24 protein-coding genes are annotated in these 23,063 nt (G+C 60.6%); 12 read left to right on the forward strand and 12 right to left on the reverse strand.

Translation table 11 applies throughout. The features are described 5' to 3' along the window. Nucleotides 1-53 precede the first annotated feature (53 nt). The 4 genes from trmB to AACY44_RS11960 all read right to left on the reverse strand — a co-directional run bounded on the left by trmB (nucleotide 54) and on the right by AACY44_RS11960 (nucleotide 2,291). Nucleotides 54-779, reverse strand: a complete 726-nt coding sequence (gene trmB, locus AACY44_RS11945) for a tRNA (guanosine(46)-N7)-methyltransferase TrmB (protein WP_339415251.1) — start codon at nucleotides 777-779, stop codon at nucleotides 54-56. 9 nt (nucleotides 780-788) lie between these two features. Continuing rightward, nucleotides 789-1,583 carry a thiazole synthase gene (locus tag AACY44_RS11950; protein WP_032884143.1) on the reverse strand — a complete coding sequence of 265 codons (795 nt, stop codon included), beginning with the start codon at nucleotides 1,581-1,583 and terminating at the stop codon, nucleotides 789-791. 52 nt (nucleotides 1,584-1,635) lie between these two features. Further along, nucleotides 1,636-1,836 carry a sulfur carrier protein ThiS gene (gene thiS, locus AACY44_RS11955; protein ID WP_163003275.1) on the reverse strand — a complete coding sequence of 67 codons (201 nt, stop codon included), beginning with the start codon at nucleotides 1,834-1,836 and terminating at the stop codon, nucleotides 1,636-1,638. An 80-nt stretch (nucleotides 1,837-1,916) separates the two neighbouring features. Then, nucleotides 1,917-2,291: a DUF423 domain-containing protein gene (locus AACY44_RS11960; RefSeq protein ID WP_339415250.1), complete on the reverse strand. Its 375-nt coding sequence runs from the start codon at nucleotides 2,289-2,291 to the stop codon at nucleotides 1,917-1,919. Between the two features lie 74 nt (nucleotides 2,292-2,365). On the opposite strand from AACY44_RS11960, the gene mtgA reads away from it, so the two are divergent. Then, nucleotides 2,366-3,088 carry a monofunctional biosynthetic peptidoglycan transglycosylase gene (mtgA, locus tag AACY44_RS11965; RefSeq protein ID WP_339415249.1) on the forward strand — a complete coding sequence of 241 codons (723 nt, stop codon included), beginning with the start codon at nucleotides 2,366-2,368 and terminating at the stop codon, nucleotides 3,086-3,088. Between the two features lie 98 nt (nucleotides 3,089-3,186). Here the strand turns inward: mtgA and rpoH are convergent, their stop codons facing one another. From rpoH to ftsY, 4 genes are all read right to left on the reverse strand, one after another. Next, nucleotides 3,187-4,041, reverse strand: a complete 855-nt coding sequence (gene rpoH, locus AACY44_RS11970; protein WP_003176698.1) for an RNA polymerase sigma factor RpoH — start codon at nucleotides 4,039-4,041, stop codon at nucleotides 3,187-3,189. A 128-nt stretch (nucleotides 4,042-4,169) separates the two neighbouring features. Beyond that, nucleotides 4,170-5,195: a permease-like cell division protein FtsX gene (gene ftsX, locus AACY44_RS11975; protein WP_339530321.1), complete on the reverse strand. Its 1,026-nt coding sequence runs from the start codon at nucleotides 5,193-5,195 to the stop codon at nucleotides 4,170-4,172. Continuing rightward, on the reverse strand, nucleotides 5,192-5,863 hold the full coding sequence (gene ftsE / locus AACY44_RS11980; RefSeq protein ID WP_003213784.1) for a cell division ATP-binding protein FtsE: 672 nt from the start codon (nucleotides 5,861-5,863) through the stop codon (nucleotides 5,192-5,194). The genes ftsX and ftsE overlap by 4 nt, the downstream gene beginning before the upstream one ends. Continuing rightward, nucleotides 5,860-7,260 carry a signal recognition particle-docking protein FtsY gene (ftsY, locus tag AACY44_RS11985; protein ID WP_339530346.1) on the reverse strand — a complete coding sequence of 467 codons (1,401 nt, stop codon included), beginning with the start codon at nucleotides 7,258-7,260 and terminating at the stop codon, nucleotides 5,860-5,862. Before ftsY ends, ftsE begins: the two co-directional genes overlap by 4 nt. Before the next feature lie 285 nt (nucleotides 7,261-7,545). Here ftsY and AACY44_RS11990 point away from each other — a divergent pair, with 285 nt between their 5' ends. Genes AACY44_RS11990 through AACY44_RS12005 form a run of 4 tightly spaced genes read left to right on the forward strand, consistent with a single transcriptional unit; the run spans nucleotide 7,546 to nucleotide 12,019 of the window. Next, nucleotides 7,546-8,901 carry a M16 family metallopeptidase gene (locus AACY44_RS11990; protein ID WP_339415247.1) on the forward strand — a complete coding sequence of 452 codons (1,356 nt, stop codon included), beginning with the start codon at nucleotides 7,546-7,548 and terminating at the stop codon, nucleotides 8,899-8,901. Beyond that, nucleotides 8,894-10,384, forward strand: coding sequence for a M16 family metallopeptidase (locus tag AACY44_RS11995; RefSeq protein WP_339415246.1), 1,491 nt, complete (start codon nucleotides 8,894-8,896; stop codon nucleotides 10,382-10,384). Before AACY44_RS11990 ends, AACY44_RS11995 begins: the two co-directional genes overlap by 8 nt. After that, nucleotides 10,384-11,001, forward strand: a complete 618-nt coding sequence (gene rsmD, locus AACY44_RS12000) for a 16S rRNA (guanine(966)-N(2))-methyltransferase RsmD (RefSeq protein WP_339415245.1) — start codon at nucleotides 10,384-10,386, stop codon at nucleotides 10,999-11,001. The genes AACY44_RS11995 and rsmD overlap by 1 nt, the downstream gene beginning before the upstream one ends. A gap of 22 nt (nucleotides 11,002-11,023) precedes the next feature. Continuing rightward, complete coding sequence (locus AACY44_RS12005) at nucleotides 11,024-12,019, forward strand: hydrolase (protein WP_339415244.1); 996 nt, start codon at nucleotides 11,024-11,026, stop codon at nucleotides 12,017-12,019. Nucleotides 12,020-12,047: 28 nt separating this feature from the next. Here AACY44_RS12005 and AACY44_RS12010 read toward each other — a convergent pair whose 3' ends face one another. Both AACY44_RS12010 and AACY44_RS12015 read right to left on the reverse strand, forming a co-directional pair. Continuing rightward, nucleotides 12,048-12,902, reverse strand: coding sequence for a sulfurtransferase (locus AACY44_RS12010; RefSeq protein ID WP_339436151.1), 855 nt, complete (start codon nucleotides 12,900-12,902; stop codon nucleotides 12,048-12,050). Nucleotides 12,903-12,935: 33 nt separating this feature from the next. Further along, on the reverse strand, nucleotides 12,936-13,607 hold the full coding sequence (locus tag AACY44_RS12015; RefSeq protein ID WP_339436152.1) for a TetR/AcrR family transcriptional regulator: 672 nt from the start codon (nucleotides 13,605-13,607) through the stop codon (nucleotides 12,936-12,938). A 146-nt stretch (nucleotides 13,608-13,753) separates the two neighbouring features. On the opposite strand from AACY44_RS12015, the gene AACY44_RS12020 reads away from it, so the two are divergent. The 5 genes from AACY44_RS12020 to AACY44_RS12040 all read left to right on the forward strand — a co-directional run bounded on the left by AACY44_RS12020 (nucleotide 13,754) and on the right by AACY44_RS12040 (nucleotide 18,364). Then, nucleotides 13,754-15,181, forward strand: a complete 1,428-nt coding sequence (locus AACY44_RS12020; protein WP_339455991.1) for a coniferyl aldehyde dehydrogenase — start codon at nucleotides 13,754-13,756, stop codon at nucleotides 15,179-15,181. A 28-nt stretch (nucleotides 15,182-15,209) separates the two neighbouring features. Next, a complete protein-coding gene (locus AACY44_RS12025) occupies nucleotides 15,210-15,755 on the forward strand; it encodes a twin-arginine translocation pathway signal protein (protein ID WP_339530323.1) in 546 nt (181 codons plus the stop codon). A 76-nt stretch (nucleotides 15,756-15,831) separates the two neighbouring features. Further along, a complete protein-coding gene (locus AACY44_RS12030) occupies nucleotides 15,832-17,427 on the forward strand; it encodes a GMC family oxidoreductase (RefSeq protein ID WP_339493244.1) in 1,596 nt (531 codons plus the stop codon). 103 nt (nucleotides 17,428-17,530) lie between these two features. Next, a complete protein-coding gene (gene coaD / locus AACY44_RS12035) occupies nucleotides 17,531-18,010 on the forward strand; it encodes a pantetheine-phosphate adenylyltransferase (protein WP_049711086.1) in 480 nt (159 codons plus the stop codon). A gap of 102 nt (nucleotides 18,011-18,112) precedes the next feature. After that, nucleotides 18,113-18,364: a YfhL family 4Fe-4S dicluster ferredoxin gene (locus AACY44_RS12040; RefSeq protein WP_003195146.1), complete on the forward strand. Its 252-nt coding sequence runs from the start codon at nucleotides 18,113-18,115 to the stop codon at nucleotides 18,362-18,364. Between the two features lie 71 nt (nucleotides 18,365-18,435). Here AACY44_RS12040 and mutM read toward each other — a convergent pair whose 3' ends face one another. Together mutM and AACY44_RS12050 are read right to left on the reverse strand one after the other, a co-directional pair. Then, nucleotides 18,436-19,248 carry a bifunctional DNA-formamidopyrimidine glycosylase/DNA-(apurinic or apyrimidinic site) lyase gene (mutM, locus tag AACY44_RS12045; protein WP_339415239.1) on the reverse strand — a complete coding sequence of 271 codons (813 nt, stop codon included), beginning with the start codon at nucleotides 19,246-19,248 and terminating at the stop codon, nucleotides 18,436-18,438. Nucleotides 19,249-19,269: 21 nt separating this feature from the next. Then, complete coding sequence (locus AACY44_RS12050) at nucleotides 19,270-20,082, reverse strand: HDOD domain-containing protein (RefSeq protein ID WP_339415455.1); 813 nt, start codon at nucleotides 20,080-20,082, stop codon at nucleotides 19,270-19,272. Nucleotides 20,083-20,349: 267 nt separating this feature from the next. Here AACY44_RS12050 and AACY44_RS12055 point away from each other — a divergent pair, with 267 nt between their 5' ends. Together AACY44_RS12055 and AACY44_RS12060 are read left to right on the forward strand one after the other, a co-directional pair. Next, on the forward strand, nucleotides 20,350-21,546 hold the full coding sequence (locus AACY44_RS12055) for a class I SAM-dependent rRNA methyltransferase (RefSeq protein ID WP_049711083.1): 1,197 nt from the start codon (nucleotides 20,350-20,352) through the stop codon (nucleotides 21,544-21,546). Nucleotides 21,547-21,671: 125 nt separating this feature from the next. Beyond that, nucleotides 21,672-22,862 (forward strand): MFS transporter, encoded by a 1,191-nt coding sequence (locus AACY44_RS12060; RefSeq protein WP_339415238.1) that lies wholly within the window; start codon nucleotides 21,672-21,674, stop codon nucleotides 22,860-22,862. Nucleotides 22,863-23,063 lie beyond the last annotated feature (201 nt).

The raw sequence follows: 23,063 nt of genomic DNA on the forward strand, positions 1-23,063 counted from the left end.
CAGCGGTGCCGCGATCCGACAAGCCAGCTCCCACAGTTTTGACCGTGTGCTACTCAGTCGATTTTTTCGAACTTCAAATCCCACACCCCATGCCCCAATCGCTCGCCGCGACGTTCGAACTTGGTGATCGGGCGCTCAGCCGGGCGTGGCACGCATTTGCCGTCTTCGGCCAGGTTGCGGTAGCCGGGGGCCACGTTCATGACTTCCAGCATGTATTCCGCGTACGGTTCCCAGTCGGTGGCCATGTGCAAGATGCCGCCGACCTTGAGCTTGCTGCGTACCAGCTCCGCGAAGGAAGCCTGGACGATACGGCGCTTGTGGTGACGGGATTTATGCCAAGGATCCGGGAAGAACAGCATCAGCCGATCAAGGCTGTTGTCGGCGATGCAGCGGTTGAGCACTTCGATCGCGTCGCAGTCGTAGACCCGCAGGTTGGTCAACCCTTGGGTCAATACGCCGTTGAGCAACGCGCCAACACCTGGGCGATGCACTTCAACACCGATGAAATCCTGTTCTGGCGAGGCTGCCGCCATTTCCAGCAGGGAGTGGCCCATGCCGAAGCCGATTTCCAGGGAACGCGGGGCCGAACGGCCGAACACCTGGTCGTAATCCACCGGTGCGTCGGCCAGGGGCAGCACAAACAAGGGTGCGCCTTGCTCCAGGCCCTTTTGCTGGCCTTCGGTCATGCGACCGGCGCGCATCACAAAACTCTTGATGCGGCGGTGCTTGGACTCGTCGGCGTCGTCCAGAGTGTTCGGCGTTTCGTTTGATTCAGTCATCAATGGCTCTTACTTGATCAGACCATCCAGCGGCGAGGAGGCGCTGGCGTAGAGTTTTTTCGGCATGCGACCGGCGAGGTACGCCAGGCGGCCCGCGACGATGGCGTGTTTCATGGCTTCAGCCATCATGATTGGCTGTTGGGCATGGGCGATGGCCGAGTTCATCAGCACTGCGTCGCAGCCCAGTTCCATGGCGATGGTAGCGTCGGAGGCAGTGCCCACGCCCGCGTCGACCAGCACGGGAATCTTGGCTTCTTCAAGGATGATCTGCAGGTTGTACGGATTGCAGATACCCAGACCGGAACCGATCAGACCGGCCAGCGGCATCACGGCGATACAGCCGATTTCGGCCAGTTGGCGCGCGATGATCGGGTCATCGCTGGTGTAGACCATCACGTCGAAGCCTTCCTTGACCAGCGTTTCAGCGGCCTTGAGGGTCTCGATCACGTTGGGAAACAGGGTTTTCTGGTCGGCCAGCACTTCCAGCTTCACCAGATTATGGCCGTCGAGCAGCTCACGGGCCAGGCGGCAGGTGCGCACGGCTTCAATGGCGTCGTAGCACCCGGCGGTGTTCGGCAAAAAGGTGTAGCGATCCGGCGACAGCACTTCGAGCAGGTTCGGCTCGCCTTCGATCTGGCCGAGGTTGGTGCGGCGCACGGCGAAGGTGACGATCTCGGCGCCCGAGGCTTCAATGGCCAGGCGGGTCTCTTCCATGTCGCGGTACTTGCCGGTACCCACTAACAGGCGGGACTGGTAGGTACGACCGGCCAGGACGAAGGGCTTGTCGCTACGAACGATGCTCATGGGAAATCCTCGAAATGGGGTGAGGTTCTGCAGAATTCAGCAAGCTGCGCGACTAGCCGCCGCCGATGGCGTGGACCACTTCGACCTGATCACCGTCGGTGAGCGCGGTCTCGGCGTGCTGGCTACGCGGGACGATATCCAGGTTGAGCTCCACTGCGACGCGACGCCCGGTCAGGTCCAGACGGGTCAGTAGGGCCGCAACGGTTTCACCGTCGGGCAGTTCAAGGGACTCGCCGTTCAACTGAATGCGCATGCCAGGGGCCGCCATCGTTTTTAGGGGCCAGCATTCTAGCGCGATTGGGACCTGAAGGTCAGCTTCAAGCGTCAAGCGGTCTAAAGCTGCAAGCGCCACGCCGCCAGCCCCAGAAAGAACCAGCCGAGCAGAAAGGCCAGGCCACCAAATGGCGTGATGATGCCGAGCTTGCTGATACCGGTCATCGTCAGCACATACAGGCTGCCGGAGAACAGCAGGATGCCGACGGCAAAGGAGATGCCCGCCCAGGTGACCAGCCGGCCAGGAATGTGCGCGGCCAACAGTGCCACGCCAAACAGGGCCAGGGTGTGCACCAGTTGGTAGGTCACACCGGTATGGAAGATCGCCAGGTATTCGGCACTCAGGCGGTTCTTCAGGCCGTGGGCGGCGAAGGCGCCAAGGGCGACACCGGTGAAGCCGAAAAAGGCAGCCAGCATCAGAAAGCTACGCAGCATGAGGAACTCCAGTCAGACTCATCGGGCAGGGTCTGTATAATGGCCCGCTCAACGGGTTCGGCCAAGCCATCTCTATGCTGCGTGTCCTCTTCAAACGCTTTCTCAACGTCGTCAAATGGCTCGCCATCGGCAGTGTGCTGTTGGTCCTGCTGTTTCGCTTCGTCCCGCCGCCCTTCACTGCGCTGATGGTGGAGCGCAAGGTCGAATCGTGGCTTGACGGTGAGCCCATCGACCTGCAGCGCAGCTGGGTGCCGTGGGACGAGATCTCCGATGACCTCAAAATGGCGGTGATTGCCGGTGAAGACCAGCACTTCCCGCAGCACTGGGGTTTTGATTTCGGCGCAATCCAGGCGGCGATCCAGCACAACGAGCGCGGCGGTTCGATACGCGGCGCCAGCACGTTGAGCCAGCAGGTGTCGAAAAACCTGTTCCTGTGGGCCGGCCGCAGTTATTTACGCAAAGGCCTGGAGGTTTGGTTTACCGGGCTGATCGAGGTGTTGTGGCCCAAGCAGCGGATTCTTGAGGTGTACCTCAACAGCGTTGAGTGGGATGAAGGGGTGTTTGGCGCAGAAGCGGCAGCGCGGCATCACTTTGGGGTAAGTGCCAAGGGGCTTTCTCGGCAACAGGCCAGCTATTTGGCCGCCGTACTGCCTAACCCTCGGGTCTGGAGTGCCAGCCATCCGACGGCGTATGTGGCAAGGCGCGCGGCGTGGATTCGGCAGCAGATGGGCCAGTTGGGTGGGGATGGTTATCTGGTTGAGTTGAATAACTCCCGCAAGGCGCCTTGGTCCGACTGACCCAACCTCTCTCGACAGCGGCTACGGTCAGTTAATAGATGCAAACAAAAATGCCCCGATCTCTCGATCGGGGCATTTTTTTGGCTTTTCGCAGCGTTTTAGGCGGCGATCGACAACTTCAGCTTATTCATCGCGCTTTTCTCAAGCTGACGAATCCGCTCAGCCGACACGTTGTACTTCTGTGCCAGGTCGTGCAGCGTGGCTTTTTCTTCCGCCAGCCAGCGCTGGTAGAGGATGTCACGGCTGCGGTCGTCCAGCACTTCCAACGCTTCGTGCAGGTTGTGGTTGGAGTTGTCGCTCCAGTCCGCATCCTCCAGTTGACGCGCCGGGTCGTACCGGTGATCTTCCAGGTAGTTGGCCGGCGATTGGAAGGCGCTGTCGTCGTCCGCTTCGGCGGCCGGGTCGAAGGCCATGTCATGGCCGGTCAGGCGGCTTTCCATCTCGCGCACTTCACGCGGCTCCACGCCGAGGCTTTCGGCCACACGGTGGACTTCCTCGTTATTCAGCCACGCCAGGCGTTTCTTCTGGCTGCGCAGGTTGAAGAACAGCTTGCGCTGGGCCTTGGTGGTCGCGACTTTCACAATGCGCCAGTTGCGCAGGATGAACTCGTGGATTTCCGCCTTGATCCAGTGGACGGCAAACGACACCAGGCGCACACCCATTTCAGGGTTGAAGCGCTTGACCGCCTTCATCAGGCCAACGTTGCCTTCCTGGATCAGGTCAGCCTGGGCCAGGCCGTAGCCGCTATAGCTACGGGCGATATGTACGACAAAACGCAGGTGGGCGAGCACCATCTGCCGAGCCGCCCCCAAATCCTGCTCATAGTAGAGACTCTCGGCCAGTTCACGCTCCTGCTCAGGCGTCAGCAATGGAATGCTGTTCACCGTGTGCACATAGGCTTCCAGGTTCGCACCTGGCACCAAGGCATAAGCAGGTTGCAAAGAAGTGGTCATACGAAAAAACCTCCGACTCACATAACTCGTGCAGTTCAGCACTGCGAAAATTGACCGGGAACCGTAGGACAAGTTCCCTAAACCACTGATACGGTCAATACAACGTAACCACATTAATCTGGCATTAACTACTTCGGTGCCAACTCACGTAAATGCCGTGCAACCGCAATCCAGGCACCGATATACCCCAACAGTACTGCGCCAAGCAAGAGGCTCAGACCATCGGCGACCGGCACACCGGCCAAGGCGAAATCACTGCCATAAAGTCCGGCAAGCCCGACAACCGCGTCGTTCAGCCAGTCAAGGCCAAACGCCAGCACCCCCCAGGACAAAATCCCGGCACCGAAGCCATAAAGCGCGCCCATGTACAGAAAAGGACGACGCACATAGCTGTCCGTGCCGCCGACCAGTTTAATCACTTCTATCTCGATGCGACGGTTTTCAATATGAAGACGAATGGTATTACCTATCACCAAAAGTAATGCAGACACCAACAGCACCGTCAGCCCGAACACAAACCGGTCGCCCAGCTTCAGAATCGCCGCCAGCCGCTCAACCCAGACTAGATCAAGTTGCGCCTGTTGCACCTTGGGCATCTCTGCGAGTTTTTGTCGCAGGGCTTCCAGCGTCGGCTTATCGACTTCGTTCGGTGTTACCAGAACCACGCCCGGCAGCGGGTTCTGCGGCAGCTCCTTGAGCGCCTCGCCCAGGCCGGATTGTTGCTGGAACTCTTCAAGAGCCTGATCACGGCTGATGTACTCAGCCTCCGCCACGCCGGGCATATTCTTGATGTCATCGCGCAGGGACTCGCCGTCTTTGGCGCTGGCGTCGATGTTCAAGTACAGGGAAATTTGCGCCGCGCGCTGCCAGGAACCGCCCAGGCGCTCGACATTATTGAGCAGCAACGACAAACCCATCGGCAGGCTCAACGCCACAGCCATCACCAGGCAGGTGAAAAAACTGCCGATCGGCTGCTTGCCCAGGCGACGCAGGCTGTCGAGCAGGCTGGCGCGATGGCTTTCAATCCAGGCGCGCAGCAAGGTGCTGAAGTTCGGGCCGTCGTCTTCGTCGTGTTTTTTCTTCTTCTGCGGTTGCGGGTCGGCCGGTTTCGGCGCCACGCGCTCGGAGACTTTAGGGCTGCGTGTTGCACTCATACGCCGGCCTCCCCGTCACCGATCAGGCGGCCGCGTTGCAGGGTCAGCATGCGATGGCGCATGCGCGCGATCAGCGCGAGGTCGTGGCTGGCGATCAGCACGCTGGTGCCCAGGCGGTTGATGTCTTCGAATACCCCCATGATCTCGGCCGCCAGTCGCGGGTCGAGGTTACCGGTGGGTTCATCAGCCAGCAGCAAGGCCGGGCGATGCACGATGGCGCGGGCGATGCCGACACGCTGTTGCTGGCCGGTGGACAGGTCGCCGGGGTAGAGATCAGTCTTGTCAGACAGCGCCACGCGCTCAAGGGCCGAGTCCACGCGCTTGACGATCTCGGCCTTGGACAGCCCGAGGATCTGCAACGGCAGCGCGATGTTATTGAACACCGTGCGATCGAACAGTAACTGGTGGTTCTGGAACACCACGCCGATCTGGCGGCGCAGGAAGGGAATCTGCGCATTGCTGATAGTTGCCAGATCCTGACCCGCCAGCAGCAGTTTGCCGGTGGTTGGGCGCTCCATGGCCAGCAGCAGGCGCAGCAAGGTACTTTTGCCTGCACCGGAATGGCCGGTGACAAACAAGAATTCGCCGCGACGCACTCGAAAGCTCAGCTCATGCAAGCCGACATGCCCGTTGGCATAGCGTTTACCGACCTGTTCGAATCGAATCATGAACGCTCCCGCTCGGCAAACAGCGCCTGTACAAAGGGTTCGGCTTCAAAGGTGCGCAGGTCGTCGATGCCTTCACCAACGCCGATGTAACGAATCGGCAGCCCGAACTGTTTAGCCAGGGCGAAAATCACACCGCCCTTGGCCGTGCCGTCGAGCTTAGTCAATGCCAGGCCGGTCAGTTGCACCGTCTGGTTGAATTGTTTGGCCTGGCTGATGGCGTTCTGGCCGGTACCGGCGTCGAGCACCAGCAGCACTTCGTGCGGCGCGTCTGCATCCAGCTTGCCGATCACGCGGCGCACTTTCTTCAGTTCTTCCATCAAATTGTCTTTGGTGTGCAGGCGACCGGCGGTATCGGCGATCAGCACGTCGATGTTGCGCGCCTTGGCGGCTTGCACGGCATCGAAGATAACCGAGGCGGAATCGGCGCCGGTGTGCTGGGCGATGACCGGGATCTTGTTGCGCTCGCCCCAGACCTGCAACTGCTCAACCGCGGCAGCACGGAAGGTATCGCCCGCGGCCAGCATGACTTTCTTGCCTTCCGACTGAAGTTTCTTGGCCAATTTACCAATGGTGGTGGTCTTGCCGGCGCCGTTGACGCCCACCACCAGGATCACGAACGGCTTGTTCGGGGTGATCACCAGCGGCGCTTCCACCGGTTTGAGCATGGCGGCCAGCTCTGCCTGCAGGGATTTGTAGAGCGCGTCGGCATCGGTCAGCTGCTTGCGCGCTACCTTCTGGGTCAGGCTCTGGATGATTACGGCAGTAGCTTCGACGCCCACGTCGGCGGTGAGCAGACGGGTTTCGATGTCTTCCAGCAGTTCGTCATCAATGACTTTTTTGCCGAGGAACAGGCTGGCCATGCCTTCGCCGATGCTGGCGCTGGTTTTGCTCAGGCCTTGCTTGAGGCGGGTGAAGAAGCCAGCTTTGCTGGTTTGCGCAGTGTCAGCGACAGGCTCGGGCTCGGGCTCGACGGCGGCAGGCGGGGATTCGACCACCGTTGGCGCAGGCACTTCAACGACGGGCGGCGCTTCGACCACGATGTCAACCGGCGCAGCCACAGCCGGAATCGGCGGTGCCACATGCTCGGCCTGCACATCTTCAACCAACGCCACAGGCTCTTCGGCCACCGGCAACTCAGGCCACGGCTTGTGCTCTGGCTCTGGCCCTGGCTCACCCTCTGCCACCGGCTGCAACACCGGTTCAGCCATCGGCAACACCACCGGCGCTGGCGTTTCGGCGACCGGTTCGGCTTCTACTATAGGGTCAGGGATCGGTTCAGCTTGAACCTGCGGCTGTTCGACGACGGTTTCCTGCGGCTTTTTGCGCAGCCATCCGAACAGGCCTTTCTTCTCGCCAGCCGCAGCTGGGGTCTTCTTGTCGTCGTTGGAACCAAACATGGAGACGGCTATCTCAAGGTAGCGACGCGCCAAGGGGCGCTTCGGTAAATAAAATTTGATGCGTAACAGACTGTTTTTTAGCCAGCTCGTTCATGCGCAACATTTTGTAAGGCCTAAATAGGGCCTCAACAGGACCGCCGCAGTGGCCGTCCTTAAGTCGGATCAGTATCCTAGGGCGTGTCATTCATCATTACCAGTGCCACTGGTAATGATGAATGACACGCCCTAACCTCCTCGCCCGCCGACGCTAAGACCAAGCGGTCAGCCCAACAGGTTTAAAAACGAATGAATGCTCTAGCCCGCCGCGCCGCAGGCCTGCTGTTCGGTACAGTTTGTCTGCCTCTGTCAGCCTTGGCTGCCGACCCACAACCCACCCATGAGTTCACCCTGGATAACGGCCTCAAGGTGGTCGTGCGCGAAGATCATCGCGCGCCAGTGGTGGTTTCCCAGGTGTGGTACAAGGTCGGTTCGAGCTACGAAACCCCGGGCCAGACCGGTTTGTCCCACGCCCTGGAGCACATGATGTTCAAGGGCAGCGCCAAAGTCGGCCCCGGCGAAGCCTCGCTGATCCTGCGCGACCTCGGCGCCGAAGAAAACGCGTTCACCAGCGATGACTACACCGCCTACTACCAAGTGCTGGCGCGTGACCGCCTGGGTGTGGCCTTCGAGCTGGAGGCCGACCGCATGGCCAGCCTGCGCCTGCCGGCCGACGAGTTCAGCCGCGAGATCGAGGTGATCAAGGAAGAGCGCCGTCTGCGCACCGATGATAATCCGATGTCCAAGGCCTATGAGCGCTTCAAGGCCATGGCCTTCCCGGCCAGCGGTTATCACACGCCGACCATCGGCTGGATGGCCGACCTGGACCGCATGAAGGTCGAAGAGCTGCGCCACTGGTACCAATCCTGGTACGTGCCGAACAACGCGACCCTGGTGGTGGTCGGCGACGTCACCCCGGACGAGGTAAAAAACCTTGCCAAGCGCTACTTTGGCCCGATCCCCAAGCGTGACGTACCACCGGCCAAGATCCCGATGGAACTGGCCGAGCCGGGCGAACGCCTGCTGACCCTGCATGTGCAGACTCAACTGCCGAGCGTGATCCTGGGTTTCAACGTACCTGGGCTGGCCACCGCCGAAGACAAACGCTCGGTACAAGCCCTGCGCCTGATCTCGGCCTTGCTGGACGGCGGCTACAGCGCGCGTATCTCCGAGCAGTTGGAACGCGGTGAGGAACTGGTCTCCGCTGCCTCTACCCACTACGACGCCTACACCCGTGGCGATACCCTGTTCATGCTGACCGCCACTCCCAACCAGCAGAAAAAGAAAACCGTGGCCCAAGCCGAGGCCGGCCTGTGGCGCCTGCTGGAAGAGCTGAAAGCCAAACCACCGACCGCCGAAGAACTGGAACGCATCCGAGCCCAAGTCATTGCCGGCCTGGTCTACCAGCGTGATTCCATCACCAGCCAGGCTACGGCCATTGGCGCGCTGGAAACCGTCGGTTTGTCCTGGAAGCTGATGGACACCGAACTGGCCGACCTGCAAAGCGTGACCCCGGAAGATATCCAGAAAGCCGCGCGCACCTATTTCACCCGCGAACGTCTCAGCGTCGCCCATGTCCTGCCCCAGGAGACCGCTCATGAGTGATCGCAAAAACAGCCGCCTGATCTTTCCCGGCCTGATCGCTGTCACCTTAATCGCCGCCGGCGCCGTGTACTTCATGCGTCCGACTGAATCGGTTGCGAGCCCAGCGCTGGAAAAAGCCCAATCGGGCAATACACTGCAATCCCTGACGGAACTGGACGGCAAGGCGCCGACCAACCGCAAGCTCGACGTGCAGACCTGGAATACCGCCGAAGGCGCCAAAGTGCTGTTCGTCGAAGCCCACGAACTGCCGATGTTCGACGTGCGCATCCTGTTCGCCGCTGGCAGCAGCCAGGACGGCGACGTGCCTGGCCTGGCGCTGATGACCAACGCCATGCTCAACGAAGGCGTGCCGGGCAAGGACGTGAGCCAGATTGCCCGCGACTTTGAAGGCCTCGGCGCGGACTTTGGCAACGGCGCATTTCGCGACATGGCGCTGGTTTCCCTGCGCAGCCTGAGTGACAGCGACAAACGCGACGCCGCCTTGACCCTGTTTGATCAAGTGATCGGCAAGCCAACTTTCCCGGCCGATTCCCTGGCGCGGATCAAGAACCAGATCCTGGCCGGCTTTGAGTACCAGAAGCAAAACCCCGGCAAGCTGGCGAGCCTCGAGCTGTTCAAGCGCTTGTACGGTGACCACCCTTACGCTCACCCAAGCGAAGGCACGCCGCAAAGCGTTCCGAAGATTACCCTGGCGCAGTTGCAGGCGTTCCACGCCAAGGCTTATGCAGCGGGCAACGCGGTGATTGCCGTTGTCGGCGACATGACCCGCGCCGAAGCTGAAGCCATGACGGCCAAGATTTCCTCATCGCTGCCCAAAGGCCCGGCCCTGGCAAAAATCGCCCAGCCCACCGAGCCCAAGCCCGGCCTGACCCGTATCGAGTTCCCGTCCAAGCAGACTCACCTGCTGTTCGCGCAACTGGGGATCGACCGCGCCGACCCGGACTACGCAGCCTTGTCCTTGGGCAACCAGATCCTCGGCGGCGGTGGTTTCGGCACTCGCTTGATGAGTGAAGTGCGTGAAAAGCGCGGCCTGACCTACGGCGTGTACTCCGGTTTCTCGCCGATGCAGGTGCGCGGACCGTTCATGATCAATCTGCAGACCCGCGCCGAAATGAGCGGCGGCACCCTGCGTCTGGTTGAGGATGTGGTCGCCGACTACCTCAAGACCGGCCCGACGCAAAAAGAACTGGATGACGCCAAGCGTGAGCTGGCTGGCAGCTTCCCGCTGTCTACCGCAAGCAACGCCGATATCGTCGGGCAGCTGGGCGCGATGGGTTTCTACAACCTGCCGCTGAGCTATCTGGAAGATTTCATGAAACAATCCCAGGCCCTGACCGTAGAACAGGTCAAGGCTGCAATGAACAAACACTTGAGCGCGGACAAGATGGTCATCGTGACCGCCGGCCCGACGATTGCGCAAAAGCCACTACCGCCCCCCACTGATAAACCCGCCGAGCAGCCGCTCGGGGTTCCGGAGCATTAATGGCCAGTTCATCTCGCCCGAAAAAACCTGTCCACAACGTGCATAACGGTGTGGGCCAGCTGCGCATCATTGGCGGCGAATGGGGCAGCCGCAAGCTGAGCTTCCCCGACGTCGTAGGCCTGCGCCCGACGCCAGATCGCGTGCGCGAAACCCTGTTCAACTGGCTCGCACCTTACATCGCAGGGGCCAAGGTGCTGGACCCGTTCGCGGGCAGCGGCGCGCTGTTCCTGGAGGCGCTGTCCCGTGGTGCCGCCCAGGCGCAGGCGCTGGACGCCAGCAATGTGGCCGTCTCCAGCCTCAAGGAACACTTGGGCACCCTGCGTTGCACCAACGGCCAGGTGCAAACCGCCGACGCGCTGCGCTACCTGGAAACCCAAGCCGCCAGCGAGTACGACGTGGTGTTCCTCGACCCGCCGTTCAACCAGAACCTGCTGCCGACCGTGTGTGCGCTGCTGGAAGAACGCCAATGGCTGGCGCCGGATGCGTGGGTCTACACCGAAAGTGAGACTGCGCCGTCGACACTGGGCTTGCCGGGCGCGTGGCGCCTGCACCGGGAGCAGAAGTCCGGTCGGGTGTATTACGCGTTGTGGCACCGCGTGGTCGAAACCGCCGCCTAAACCTGTGGTGAGCGGGACCCTCATGAAGCCTTTCACTGAAAAATTCACCCCCGCCTTCGGCCTCGGCAACCCCCACTTGCAAACGCTATGGGGGCCGCTGTGCCGCCCCACCACTCATATCGAGCGCCAACGCGAACGCCTGTGGCTGGACGACGGCGACTTCCTCGACCTCGACTGGCACGGGCCTCATGACACGCAAGCACCTCTGGTGCTGGTGCTGCACGGGCTGACAGGTTCGTCCAACTCACCCTACGTAGCGGGCTTGCAAAAAGCCCTCGCCGTCCAAGGCTGGGCCAGCGTGGCGCTGAATTGGCGCGGTTGCTCGGGTGAACCCAACCTGCTGGCACGCAGTTACCACTCCGGCGCCAGCGAAGACCTGGTCGCAGCGGTTGCTCATCTGCGCGCCAAGCGGCCTTTGGCGCCGTTGTACGCGGTGGGTTATTCCCTGGGCGGCAATGTGCTACTCAAGCATTTGGGCGAAACCGGAAAGGCGTCGGGGCTACAAGGCGCGGCGGCGGTGTCGGTGCCGTTTCGCCTGGATCAGTGTGCGGACCGGATCGGCCTGGGCTTTTCGCGGATTTATCAAAAACACTTCATGCGTGAAATGCTCGCGTATATCCGCGTCAAGCAAAGCCGTTTTCTACAGGATGGTCGGGCTGACGGGCTTAAAACCCTGGAGTCCCTCGGCTCACTGGAGAAGATGCGCACGTTCTGGGACTTCGATGGCCGCGTGACCGCGCCGCTGCACGGCTACCTGAGTGCGGAGGATTATTACCGCCGCGCATCGAGTCGTTATTACCTGGCCAGTATCCGCACGCCGACCCTGATTATCCAGGCGGCGGATGATCCGTTTGTGTTTGCCCATAGCCTGCCAGAGGCCAGCGAGCTGTCGGACTGCACTGAGTTTGAGCTGACGGACAAGGGTGGGCATGTTGGGTTTGTTGAGGGCTCGCTCAAACGCCCCGGTTACTACCTGGAGCGCCGGATTCCCCAGTGGTTACTGACACAACACGGTTAAACATGTGTGGGCTTGCTCGCCGGACAACTCAGTCGCCGGTAGCGACTTCCCGCTGCGGATCAGTAATCCACTCACTCCAAGACCCCGCATACAACTTACCCAAGGGATAACCCGCCAGGCTCAACGCAAACAGGTTGTGGCAGGCCGTCACGCCTGAACCGCAATACGCCACCAGCTCATCCGGCGAGCGCCCCCGGAGTTGGGCAGCAAAGCGCTGCTTAAGCTGATCTGCCGGCAGGAAGCGACCGTCGCTGCCCAGGTTTTCGTTAAACGCCGCGCATTGCGCCCCAGGGATATGCCCGGCAATCGGATCGATAGGCTCCACTTCGCCGCGAAAACGCGGTTGAGCGCGCGCATCGATCAGCGTCAATCCCGGCTGGCCCAGGCGTTTTTGCAGGTGTTCGGCATCGAGCAGCAGGCGATTGTCCGGCGTCCCCGCGAAAGTGCCAGCTTCAACGACCGGCGTATCCAGGCTCAACGCGAAACCCGCGGCATGCCATGCCTTGAGGCCGCCATTCAGAATAAACACGCCATCACGCTTGCCCAACCAAACCAACAGCCACCATGCCCGCGCGGCGTAGGCGCCAGGACCGTCGTCATACAGCACCACATCGGTGTCAGCGCTGATGCCCCAAGCCCGTAATTGCCGAGCGAACGTCTGCGCTGCCGGCAACGGATGACGCCCGGTCACACCCTTGGTCACCGGCCCGCTCATATGACGTTCCAAGTCAGCATACTGCGCGCCCTCGATATGCCCTTCGGCGTAGCTGCAGCGCCCGTAGTCCGGGTCTTCCAGGGCAAAGCGGCAATCCAGGATCACCAACCCGCCAGCCTTCTGGCGCTCGGCCAGTTGCTGGGGACTGATCAGTTGGGCAAGCGGCATGACGGCCTCCTATGAATAGATTCGAGAAAGGTCCTACTTCACTTCTTCCAATGCCTGATTCAACGGCACGTAAAACTCTTTGAATAAGGCGTCCACGGCCTCTTTCGCCTGGGGCGTGACAAACCCAGCCTCCAGCACCAACACCTGATACACCCCGCGCTTGATGGCCTCGGCGCTCAAGTGGGTGGAATTTTCGTTGGTCGTGCACAAAAAACGCACCCAGGAGGTCAGGATAATCCACGCATTGAGGGTCAGCGCCTCGGTTTGCACCGGGTCCATATTCAGAATGCCGGCATCGACAAACCCCTGGTAAATCGCGCCGCCCTGGATCAGGCAGCGCTGGGAAAAACGCCGATAGCCGGTGGCCAGTTCTGGATCGCTTTCCAATAGGTGTTCGAGGTCGCGGTGCAGGAAACGATAACGCCACATGCCGGCCAATACGGCTTGCAGGTAGAAGCGCTTGTCCGCCACGGCCATGGCACGACCTTGAGGCGGGCGCAGGAAACTGTCCACCAGGGCTTCGTATTCGCGAAACAGTACGGCGATGATCGCCTGCTTGTTGGGGAAGTGGTAGTACAGGTTGCCCGGCGAAATTTCCATATGGGCGGCGATGTGGTTGGTGCTCACACTGCGCTCGCCCTGCTGGTTAAAAAGCTCCAGGCTGGTTTGCACAATGCGCTCGCTGGTCTTTACTCGTGGTGCCATAGGGGATCAGCTTCTGTACACGTGATGGGGCATCTTACGGCCTATCCTTGCCAGGATAAATGTGCATGTTGCTGCGATGTTATTTGACAATTTAGAGTAATGACTCTAAAAACTCAGGCAGACCTATAACAATCGGGAACGCCGCCATGTCTGCCAACGTTGCCTACTTGCAAGATTCCCAGGTGCTGGATCAACTCCAGACCCTGTTCGATGCGCAACGCTGCGCCTACGCCGCCAACCCAATGCCACCGGCCGCACAGCGCCAACAATGGCTGAAGGCTCTGCGTGATTTGCTCAGCGACGAGCGCCAGGCGTTGATCAACGCGATCAGCCAGGACTTCAGCCACCGCAGCGCCGACGAAACCCTGTTCGCCGAACTGATGCCCAGCCTGCATGGCATTCACTATGCCAGCAAACACCTGAAGGGCTGGATGAAACCGTCCCGGCGAGCTGTAGGCATTGCCTTCCAACCGGCTTCGGCCAAAGTTATCTACCAGCCCTTGGGCGTTGTCGGGGTGATCGTGCCCTGGAATTACCCGCTGTACTTGGCCATCGGTCCGCTGGTCGGCGCGTTGGCGGCGGGCAACCGGGTGATGCTCAAGCTCAGCGAATCTACCCCTGCCACCGGCGAACTGCTCAAGGCGCTCCTGGCAAAGGTCTTCCCGGAGGATTTGGTGTGCGTGGTGCTGGGTGAAGCCGAAGTAGGCATGGCGTTCTCCAAGCTGCCCTTCGACCACCTGTTGTTTACCGGCGCCACCAGCATCGGCAAGCATGTAATGCGTGCGGCGGCCGAACACCTCACGCCGGTCACGCTGGAGTTGGGCGGCAAGTCGCCGGCCATCGTGTCCGCTGATGTACCGCTCAAGGATGCTGCCGAGCGCATTGCCTTCGGTAAAGCGTTGAACGCCGGCCAGACCTGCGTGGCACCCGACTACGTGCTGGTGCCGGAAGATCGTGTCGACGGTTTTGTCGAGGCCTACACCCAGGCCATTCGCGGGTTTTATCCGACCCTGGCCAACAACCCGGACTACACCGCCATCATCAACGAGCGCCAACTGACCCGGCTCAATGCCTACGTTAAAGACGCCACCGACAAGGGCGCCACCCTGATCCCGCTGTACGAGCAGGGCCAGGCGCGGCGCATGGCTCACAGCCTGTTGTTGAATGTCAGCGACGACATGACCGTGATGCAGGACGAAATCTTCGGCCCGGTGCTGCCGATCGTGCCGTATCGCGGCATCGACCAAGCCTTTGCCTACATCAACCAGCGCCCTCGCCCACTGGCCCTGTATTACTTCGGCTACAACAAAAGCGAGCAAAACCGCGTGCTCCACGAAACCCACTCCGGTGGCGTGTGCCTGAACGACACCTTGCTGCACGTGGCCCAGGACGATATGCCGTTCGGCGGCATCGGCCCTTCGGGCATGGGCCATTACCACGGTCACGAAGGCTTTCTTACCTTCAGCAAAGCCAAGGGTGTGTTGGTGAAACAACGCCTGAACGCGGCGAAGTTGATCTACCCACCCTACGGCAAATCCATCCAGACGTTGATCCAGAAGCTGTTCGTTCGCTGATACCGCCACCCACGGGATAACAACAACAATGAACCCTAGCCTGACTGATTCACCTGCGCTTTCACGGCGCGTCGTCTTGAAAATCGGCTTGTGCGCCAGTGCCTTCCTGGCCACCGCCGGGCTCGGCGCCAGCCTCAGCGGTTGCTCCAGCAGCACGCCGGCCAGCGGCTTTGCCATGTTGCGCAGCAGTGACTTGCCCTTCTTGCGCGCAGTCATCCCTGTGCTGCTCGAAGGCGTCGCCAGCGCCCAGGAAGTCACCCGCGGGATTGAAGACACGCTTAAGAAGCTCGACTTCAGCCTGCAGCGCCTGTCGCCGGAGATGTTCAAGCTCACCCAACAACTGTTCGACGTGCTGGGCATGGGCATTACCCGTGGGCCGTTGACCGGGATCTGGGGCAGCTGGGAGAACGCCAGCGGCGAACAGATTCGCAACTTTTTGCACCGCTGGGAAAACAGCTACCTGAACCTGCTGCGCATGGGCCAGGGCTCGCTGCTCAAGCTGGTGATCATGGCCTGGTACTTCCAGCCGGCGTCCTGGGCCCACTGCGGCTATCCGGGCCCGCCCAAAATCTGACCCTGATAACCCACTCAAGAATGTGGGACCGCAACGTCATAGCCAGTGATATCTATAACAACAAGAGTGCACTTCTATGCCCGTACCTGATCTGTTCCGCGACGGCATGGCCCGTGGTTGGAAAACCCATAACGGCGCCGCCCTCGACAGCGACCTGACCCTGGAAGCCGATGTGGCGATCATCGGCAGCGGCGCAGGTGGCGGTACCACCGCAGAAATCCTCAGCGCTGCCGGCTACAAAGTGCTGCTGATCGAAGAAGGCCCGCTCAAGACCAGCAGCGATTTCAAGCTGCTCGAGGACGAGGCCTACACCAGCCTGTACCAGGAGGGCATCGGCCGCATGAGCAAGGATGGTGCGATCACCATCCTGCAGGGTCGGGCGGTAGGTGGCACCACACTGATCAACTGGACGTCGAGCTTTCGCACCCCGGACGCCACACTCGCCCATTGGGCCAGCGAATATGCGGTGAAGGGTCATAGCAGCGCCGAGATGGCGCCGTGGTTTGAAAAGATGGAACAACGCCTGGGCATAGCGCCCTGGGCCCTGCCGCCCAACCCGAACAATGATGTGATCCGCAAAGGTTGCGAAAAGCTCGGTTACAGCTGGCATGTGATCCCGCGCAATGTGCGTGGCTGTTTCAACCTCGGGTATTGCGGCATGGGCTGCCCGGTCAACGCCAAGCAGTCGATGCTGGTGACCACCATTCCCTCCACCCTGGAACAGGGCGGCGAGCTGCTTTACCTGGCACGCGCCGAACGCCTCGTCTACAACGGCGACACCATCAGCAGCCTGGAATGCGTGGCCCTGGACGACCTGTGCGTGGCGCCGACCGGACGTAAGATCACGGTAAAAGCCAAGCATTACGTGCTCTCGGGCGGTGGTATCAACAGCCCGGCGCTGCTGATGCGCTCGGATGCTCCGGACCCGCATTCACGGTTGGGCAAGCGCACCTTCCTGCATCTGGTGAATTTCTCCGCAGCGCTATTCGATGAGGTGATCAACCCGTTCTATGGCGCACCCCAGTCGATCTATTCCGACCATTTCCAATGGCAGGACGGCACCACTGGCAAAATGTCCTACAAGCTAGAAGCGCCACCCTTACACCCTGCGCTGGCGAGCACCCTACTCGGCGGCTATGGCACCCAGAACGCTCTGGATATGAGCCAATTGCCCAACACCCACGCGATGCTGGCGTTGCTGCGCGACGGCTTCCACCCCGACAGCCCGGGCGGCAGCGTGGAATTGCGCGGCGACGGTACGCCAGTGCTTGACTATCAGGTCTCGGATTACGCCTGGGACGGCCTGCGCCGCGCGTTCCACAGCATGGCCGAAATCCAGTTCGCGGCGGGCGCCAAGTCGGTCAAGCCGCTGCACCACGACGCGCGCTACGTGAAAACCCTGGCCGAAGCGCGCAGCCTGATCGACGGGCTCAACCTGGAACTGCACCGCACCTGCCTGGGCAGCGCCCATGTGATGGGCGGTTGTGCCATGGGTGAAGACCCGAAAAACGCAGTGGCCGACAGCCTCGGTCGTCATCACCAACTGCGCAACCTGTCGATCCACGATGGCTCGCTATTCCCCACCAGTATTGGGGCCAATCCACAATTATCGGTGTACGGTTTGACCGCGCAACTGGCGACGGCTTTGGCCGAACGTCTGAAAACAGCATGAAAAAACGCGCGATAAGCGGCATGTATCTACATAAGTCGACTTGGCCGACCGGGATGGCTGCGATACCATCCGGTTCCCCAACGGACTCCGCCAGGACGACGCGATGAACCGAGTGTTGTACCCAGGTACCTTCGACCCGATTACCAAAGGCCATGGCGATCTGGTCGAACGCGCCTCACGCTTGTTCGACCATGTAATCATCGCGGTCGCGGCCAGCCCCAAGAAAAACCCGCTGTTTCCCCTGGAACAGCGCGTGGAGCTGGCGCGTGAGGTCACCAAACACCTGCCCAACGTGGAAGTGGTGGGGTTTGCCACACTGCTGGCGCACTTCGCCAAAGAGCAGAACGCCAATGTGTTCCTGCGTGGCCTGCGCGCGGTGTCGGACTTCGAATATGAATTCCAATTGGCTAACATGAACCGCCAATTGGCGCCGGACGTGGAAAGTCTGTTCCTCACGCCGTCTGAACGTTATTCGTTCATTTCCTCGACGTTGGTCCGTGAAATTGCCGCTTTGGGCGGCGATATCACCAAGTTCGTGCACCCGGCCGTGGCCGATGCGCTGACACTGCGCTTCAAGAAGTAAGACCGCTTAATCGGCGCCTGCTCGCACTGCGGGCGCCAATGCGGCACAATTGCGCGCATTAGTTTTCAGATGCCTTGGCTGACAGCCCTGGCAGGAGTTTCCATGTCCCTGATCATCACCGACGATTGCATCAACTGCGACGTCTGCGAACCCGAGTGCCCGAACGCCGCGATTTCCCAAGGCGAGGAGATCTACGTGATCGACCCTAACCTGTGCACCCAGTGTGTCGGCCACTATGACGAGCCTCAGTGCCAGCAAGTGTGCCCGGTAGATTGCATTCCGCTGGATGAGGCCCATCCGGAGACGGAAGAGCAGTTGATGGAGAAGTACCGGAAGATTACCGGTAAGGCCTGAGGCTCTTTAGTGACTGCAAGGGCCTCTTCGCGAGCAAGCCCGCGAAGGCTGCATCAGCCTTCGCACATCAATCAGCGCTGACACTTAGGGCAAAACACACTCGCCCGCTGCCCCAGCACCACATTGCGCAACTCAGTCCCGCACACCTTGCATGCCTCGCCGCTGCGGCCATAAACGAACAATTCCTGCTGGAAATACCCCGGCTGCCCGTCACCGCCGATAAAGTCCCGCAGCGTCGTACCACCGCGCTCGATAGCGGCGGCCAGGATGCGCTTGATCTCAATCGCCAACTTCAGATAACGCGCCCGCGAAATACCTCCGGCCTCGCGACGCGGATCAATGCCCGCCGCAAACAGCGCTTCCGTCGCGTAAATATTGCCCACACCCACCACCACCGCGTTGTCCATGATGAACGGTTTCACCGCCATCGACCGTCCACGGGACAGTTGAAATAAGCGATCACCATCAAACAGGTCCGTCAGCGGCTCTGGCCCCAGGCGAATCAACAGCTCATGATTGTGCGGGTCCTGGCTCCAAAGCATCGCGCCGAAACGCCGCGGGTCGGTGTATCGCAGGGCCAGGCCGGATTCGAGCTCGATATCCACATGCTCATGCTTGGCGGCCGGCATGCCGACTTCCACCAGGCGCAGGTTGCCCGACATGCCCAGGTGGCTAATCAACGTGCCCACTTCGGCATTGATCAACAGGTACTTGGCCCGCCGCTCCACCAGCACGATGCGCTGCCCGGACAGGCGCACATCAAGGTCTTCCGGGATCGGCCAGCGCAAGCGCCGTTCACGCACCACCACGCGGCTGACGCGCTGGCCTTCCAGGTGCGGTGCAATGCCGCGCCGGGTGGTTTCGACTTCTGGTAACTCGGGCATGTGTACCTCGTGAAGGAAGGGTCAGTGCGCGCCCAGCTCGCGGATCGACAACTTCATGCTCTCGAAGTCGTAGTCCGACAGCCCCACGTAGTCCAGCACCAGGTGGCCGATAGTATTCCACTCATGGTCGATGGTCTGATTGCCCAGCACGCGGCAGGACGAGCAGACGTGCTCGGCCATTTTCAGGATCGCCAGCAAGTTTTTAAGCTGCGGATTACGCGACGACTCATCACTGAAGATCGCCAAGGCGTTGTGGTGATTGGCGATGGCGTCGGTCACATGCTCCGGCAGGCGCCAGGACTTGGCGGTGTAGTAACCCACCACCGCATGGTTGGTGTTGAACGCGTTGTTCTCGGTGTCGACCACACGGCAATCGGGCCCCGCATTGGCGTAGGCCTGCTCCAGCACGGCCATGTAATTGGGGAAGCGCTTGAGCATCAGCGGCACGCCGCAATCGTGGAACAGCCCTAATGCATAGGCTTCGTCGACCGCCTGGGCGCCGGTGCGCTTGGCCAGGGTGAGGCAGGTCATGGCCACATCCTGGGCGGTGTCCCAGAAGCGGTTGAGGGTGACGATGGTGTCGTCGCTCATCTCGCCTTTGATCGACAGGGCGTTGATCAGGTTGATGATCGAACGGCTGCCCAGCAGGTTCACCGCGCGCTGAATCGAGGCGATCTTGTTACTCAGCCCGTAATAGGACGAATTGACAATCTTCAGCAGCGCGCCGGAAAGGCCCGGGTCCTGGGAGATCAACCGCGCGATCACCTCCAGGTCCGGGTCGGGCATGTACTGCTCCATCTGCAAATCCACCATGATCTGCGGTTGAGGCGGCACGCTGATGCCTTGCAGGGTCTGCTGGATCTGTTCGGCGGAAAGCTCTTGGGACATAAGTACATACTCCGGGCTAGGGGGCGATTCTAACCTTTATAGGAAGCTGACCGACACATCAAAACCCGGATTAAAAATGGATCAAAAGTGGGAGCGGGCTGGCTCGCGAAAGCGGTATACCAGTCGGCGGATCCAGTGCCTGACCCACCGCTTTCGCGAGCAAGCCCGCTCCCACACAAGGTATACTCCCGCTCTTTTTTCCGGAGCGACGTCATGTCCCTGCCAAGCCTGCGCCTCAAACCCAATGCCGATCGCCGTTTGCGCAACGGCCACCTGTGGGTCTACAGCAACGAAATCGACGTGGCGGCCACCCCACTTCACGGCTTCCAGGCAGGCGACCAGGCTATCCTGGAAGCAGCCGGCGGCAAGACCCTGGGCATCGTGGCCATGAGCCCGAACAACCTGATCTGCGCCCGCCTGCTGTCGCGCGACATCAAGTTGCCTTTGGACAAGTCGCTGCTGGTGCACCGGATCAACGTGGCGCTGTCACTGCGTGATCGCCTGTTCGACAAGCCGTTCTACCGCCTGGTGTACGGCGATTCCGACCTGCTGCCGGGCCTGGTAGTCGACCGTTTCGGCGACATCCTGGTGGTGCAGATCGCTTCGGCGACCATGGAAGCGCATAAGGAAGACGTGATCGCTGCGCTGACCCAAGTGCTCAAGCCGAGCGGCATTCTGTTCAAGAACGACTCCGCCGCACGCGACGCCGAAGGCCTCAACCGCTACGTCGAGACCGTATTCGGTCTGGTGCCTGAATGGGTCGCCCTGGAAGAAAACGGCGTGAAATTCGAAGCCCCGGTGATCCAGGGCCAGAAAACCGGATGGTTCTACGACCACCGCATGAACCGCGCCCGCCTGGCCCCGTACGCCAAAGGCAAGCGCGTGCTCGACCTCTACAGCTACATCGGCGGCTGGGGCGTGCAAGCTGCGGCTTTCGGCGCCAGTGAAGTGTTCTGCGTCGACGCCTCCGCCTTCGCCCTCGACGGCGTGGAGCGCAACGCCGCGCTGAACGGTGTTGCCGAGAAGATGACTTGCATTGAAGGCGACGTGTTCGAAGCCCTCAAAGAGCTGAAAGCCAGCGAAGAACGCTTCGACGTGATCGTCGCCGACCCACCGGCCTTCATCAAACGCAAAAAAGACATGAAAAACGGCGAAGGCGCCTACCGCCGCCTCAACGAGCAAGCCATGCGCCTGCTCAGCAAGGACGGCATCCTGGTCAGCGCCTCGTGCTCCATGCACCTGCCGGAAGACGACCTGCAAAACATCCTGCTGACCAGCGCCCGTCACCTGGATCGCAATATCCAGATGCTGGAACGCGGCGGCCAGGGCCCGGATCATCCGGTGCACCCGGCGATTGTTGAGACCCGGTATATCAAGAGCATTACGTGCCGGTTGTTGCCCAATAGCTGATGCTATTGACCTGTAGGGACTTCCGGGTTCCTACAGGTTTTAAGGAAGTTTCGTCCCGCACCAGACTTTGACTTTCCTCCCCACAGGCTCGATTCTCCCCTTCCTCACGGAATCGAGGCTCGCTCATGTCGGCTGCTATCACGCTCGCTGAAAAACCATTCATTGTTTTCTGGCTGATGACCATGACCCTGCTGGGCGTCTTCCCTCTTGACGTCGTGCTGCCTTCCTTTCCCGCTTTGGCGGAACACTTCCACACATCGACAACCCATATCGCCCGATCAGTCAGCCTGTTCGCCATTGGCTTTTCATGCTCAATGCTGTTGATCGGCCCGTTGTCCGACAAGATCGGCCGCAAGAAGCTGCTACTGGCCAGCATGGTCGTGGCGATCATCGGTGCCGCCGGGTGCTTGACCGCCAGCAACACCCCCCAATTCCTGTTCTTTCGCGTCATCCAAGCCATGGGCTGCGGCGGTTTCATATTGTCCCAGGCGTTGGTGCAGGACCTTTTTTTCGGCAGAGAACAAGAGCGTTTGCGCATAGCAATGGTCACGGCCGGAGGAATCTTCATTTCGATTTCGCCGCTGCTGGGCGCGTGGCTGCAACTGCATTGGGGCTGGCAAGCCAGCTTCTACGTGTTCATAGCCCTCTGTACAGCATCCTTGATCATGGCTAACCGGTTACTCCATGGCGGCATGCCTCAAACGGCCGCGAGCCAATACAGTATTTTCAAGGCCTATACCAAGGTCTTCGCCAACAGCCATTTCGTCAGCTATGCCACGATCTCCGCGATTACCTTCGCCTGCCACTTCTCGTTCATCGTTGTTTCACCGCTCATATTCATGGACCAACTGAAACTGTCACCCCATGAGTACTCACTGACCTTACTCCTCTATGGCGCCGCTTACGTATTGGGCGGCGTCTGTGCAGGCTTCCTGCACAAACGCCTGCCTGCTGCGACTCAGATGGCCATAGGGCTGGTGCTGATCGCGATTTCTGGGCTGGTCATGCTACTTCTGGCCTATCAGTTCGGCTTATCAACGCTGACCGTACTGGTGCCCATGCTGCTCTGCACGGCGGGCACGACCATCACCCGGCCCATTTCCAACTCCAGGGCCATGAGCTTGTTTCCAGACAGTGCGGGGACGGCGGCATCAGCCGTAGCAGCAGTGTTGTTCATTGCCGGCGGTCTTATCAGTGCATTCATCAGCACCTTTACTCACCAGCTAAGCACTGCGCTTGGCCTGTGCTTTCTAATTCTGAGCATCGTCGCACTGGCGTTGAACGCATGGGTGCGGCGCCACCCGCACGTCCCGTAGCCGCCATCTTCACGGTTGCAGCCATTCCCTCCAGCCGCCAGCGGTGTAGAATCGGCCTATTCATCGCCAGTCATCCCCCGGCGGGTTTATGAGCTCAAGGCCCAAGCAAGCGGCGATCCCGCGACGCGAGTGGCAACTTTTGGACACACGGCCATTTTCTGAGTGTTCCAGACGTCAATAGAAGCTCACTCCCCTTTGATA

Origin of the sequence: Pseudomonas sp. RA_15y_Pfl1_P11, from assembly GCF_963970975.1 — a bacterium.
GTDB lineage: Bacteria > Pseudomonadota > Gammaproteobacteria > Pseudomonadales > Pseudomonadaceae > Aquipseudomonas > Aquipseudomonas tritici.

Excerpts from the sequence above, each read along its gene's own strand:
- trmB (WP_339415251.1), bottom strand. The coding sequence starts at position 779 with ATGACTGAATCAAACGAAACGCCGAACACTCTGGACGACGCCGACGAG.
- AACY44_RS11950 (WP_032884143.1), bottom strand. The coding sequence starts at position 1,583 with ATGAGCATCGTTCGTAGCGACAAGCCCTTCGTCCTGGCCGGTCGTACC.
- thiS (WP_163003275.1), bottom strand. The coding sequence starts at position 1,836 with ATGCGCATTCAGTTGAACGGCGAGTCCCTTGAACTGCCCGACGGTGAA.
- AACY44_RS11960 (WP_339415250.1), bottom strand. The coding sequence starts at position 2,291 with ATGCTGCGTAGCTTTCTGATGCTGGCTGCCTTTTTCGGCTTCACCGGT.
- mtgA (WP_339415249.1), top strand. The coding sequence starts at position 2,366 with ATGCTGCGTGTCCTCTTCAAACGCTTTCTCAACGTCGTCAAATGGCTC.
- rpoH (WP_003176698.1), bottom strand. The coding sequence starts at position 4,041 with ATGACCACTTCTTTGCAACCTGCTTATGCCTTGGTGCCAGGTGCGAAC.
- ftsX (WP_339530321.1), bottom strand. The coding sequence starts at position 5,195 with ATGAGTGCAACACGCAGCCCTAAAGTCTCCGAGCGCGTGGCGCCGAAA.
- ftsE (WP_003213784.1), bottom strand. The coding sequence starts at position 5,863 with ATGATTCGATTCGAACAGGTCGGTAAACGCTATGCCAACGGGCATGTC.
- ftsY (WP_339530346.1), bottom strand. The coding sequence starts at position 7,260 with ATGTTTGGTTCCAACGACGACAAGAAGACCCCAGCTGCGGCTGGCGAG.
- AACY44_RS11990 (WP_339415247.1), top strand. The coding sequence starts at position 7,546 with ATGAATGCTCTAGCCCGCCGCGCCGCAGGCCTGCTGTTCGGTACAGTT.
- AACY44_RS11995 (WP_339415246.1), top strand. The coding sequence starts at position 8,894 with ATGAGTGATCGCAAAAACAGCCGCCTGATCTTTCCCGGCCTGATCGCT.
- rsmD (WP_339415245.1), top strand. The coding sequence starts at position 10,384 with ATGGCCAGTTCATCTCGCCCGAAAAAACCTGTCCACAACGTGCATAAC.
- AACY44_RS12005 (WP_339415244.1), top strand. The coding sequence starts at position 11,024 with ATGAAGCCTTTCACTGAAAAATTCACCCCCGCCTTCGGCCTCGGCAAC.
- AACY44_RS12010 (WP_339436151.1), bottom strand. The coding sequence starts at position 12,902 with ATGCCGCTTGCCCAACTGATCAGTCCCCAGCAACTGGCCGAGCGCCAG.
- AACY44_RS12015 (WP_339436152.1), bottom strand. The coding sequence starts at position 13,607 with ATGGCACCACGAGTAAAGACCAGCGAGCGCATTGTGCAAACCAGCCTG.
- AACY44_RS12020 (WP_339455991.1), top strand. The coding sequence starts at position 13,754 with ATGTCTGCCAACGTTGCCTACTTGCAAGATTCCCAGGTGCTGGATCAA.
- AACY44_RS12025 (WP_339530323.1), top strand. The coding sequence starts at position 15,210 with ATGAACCCTAGCCTGACTGATTCACCTGCGCTTTCACGGCGCGTCGTC.
- AACY44_RS12030 (WP_339493244.1), top strand. The coding sequence starts at position 15,832 with ATGCCCGTACCTGATCTGTTCCGCGACGGCATGGCCCGTGGTTGGAAA.
- coaD (WP_049711086.1), top strand. The coding sequence starts at position 17,531 with ATGAACCGAGTGTTGTACCCAGGTACCTTCGACCCGATTACCAAAGGC.
- AACY44_RS12040 (WP_003195146.1), top strand. The coding sequence starts at position 18,113 with ATGTCCCTGATCATCACCGACGATTGCATCAACTGCGACGTCTGCGAA.
- mutM (WP_339415239.1), bottom strand. The coding sequence starts at position 19,248 with ATGCCCGAGTTACCAGAAGTCGAAACCACCCGGCGCGGCATTGCACCG.
- AACY44_RS12055 (WP_049711083.1), top strand. The coding sequence starts at position 20,350 with ATGTCCCTGCCAAGCCTGCGCCTCAAACCCAATGCCGATCGCCGTTTG.
- AACY44_RS12060 (WP_339415238.1), top strand. The coding sequence starts at position 21,672 with ATGTCGGCTGCTATCACGCTCGCTGAAAAACCATTCATTGTTTTCTGG.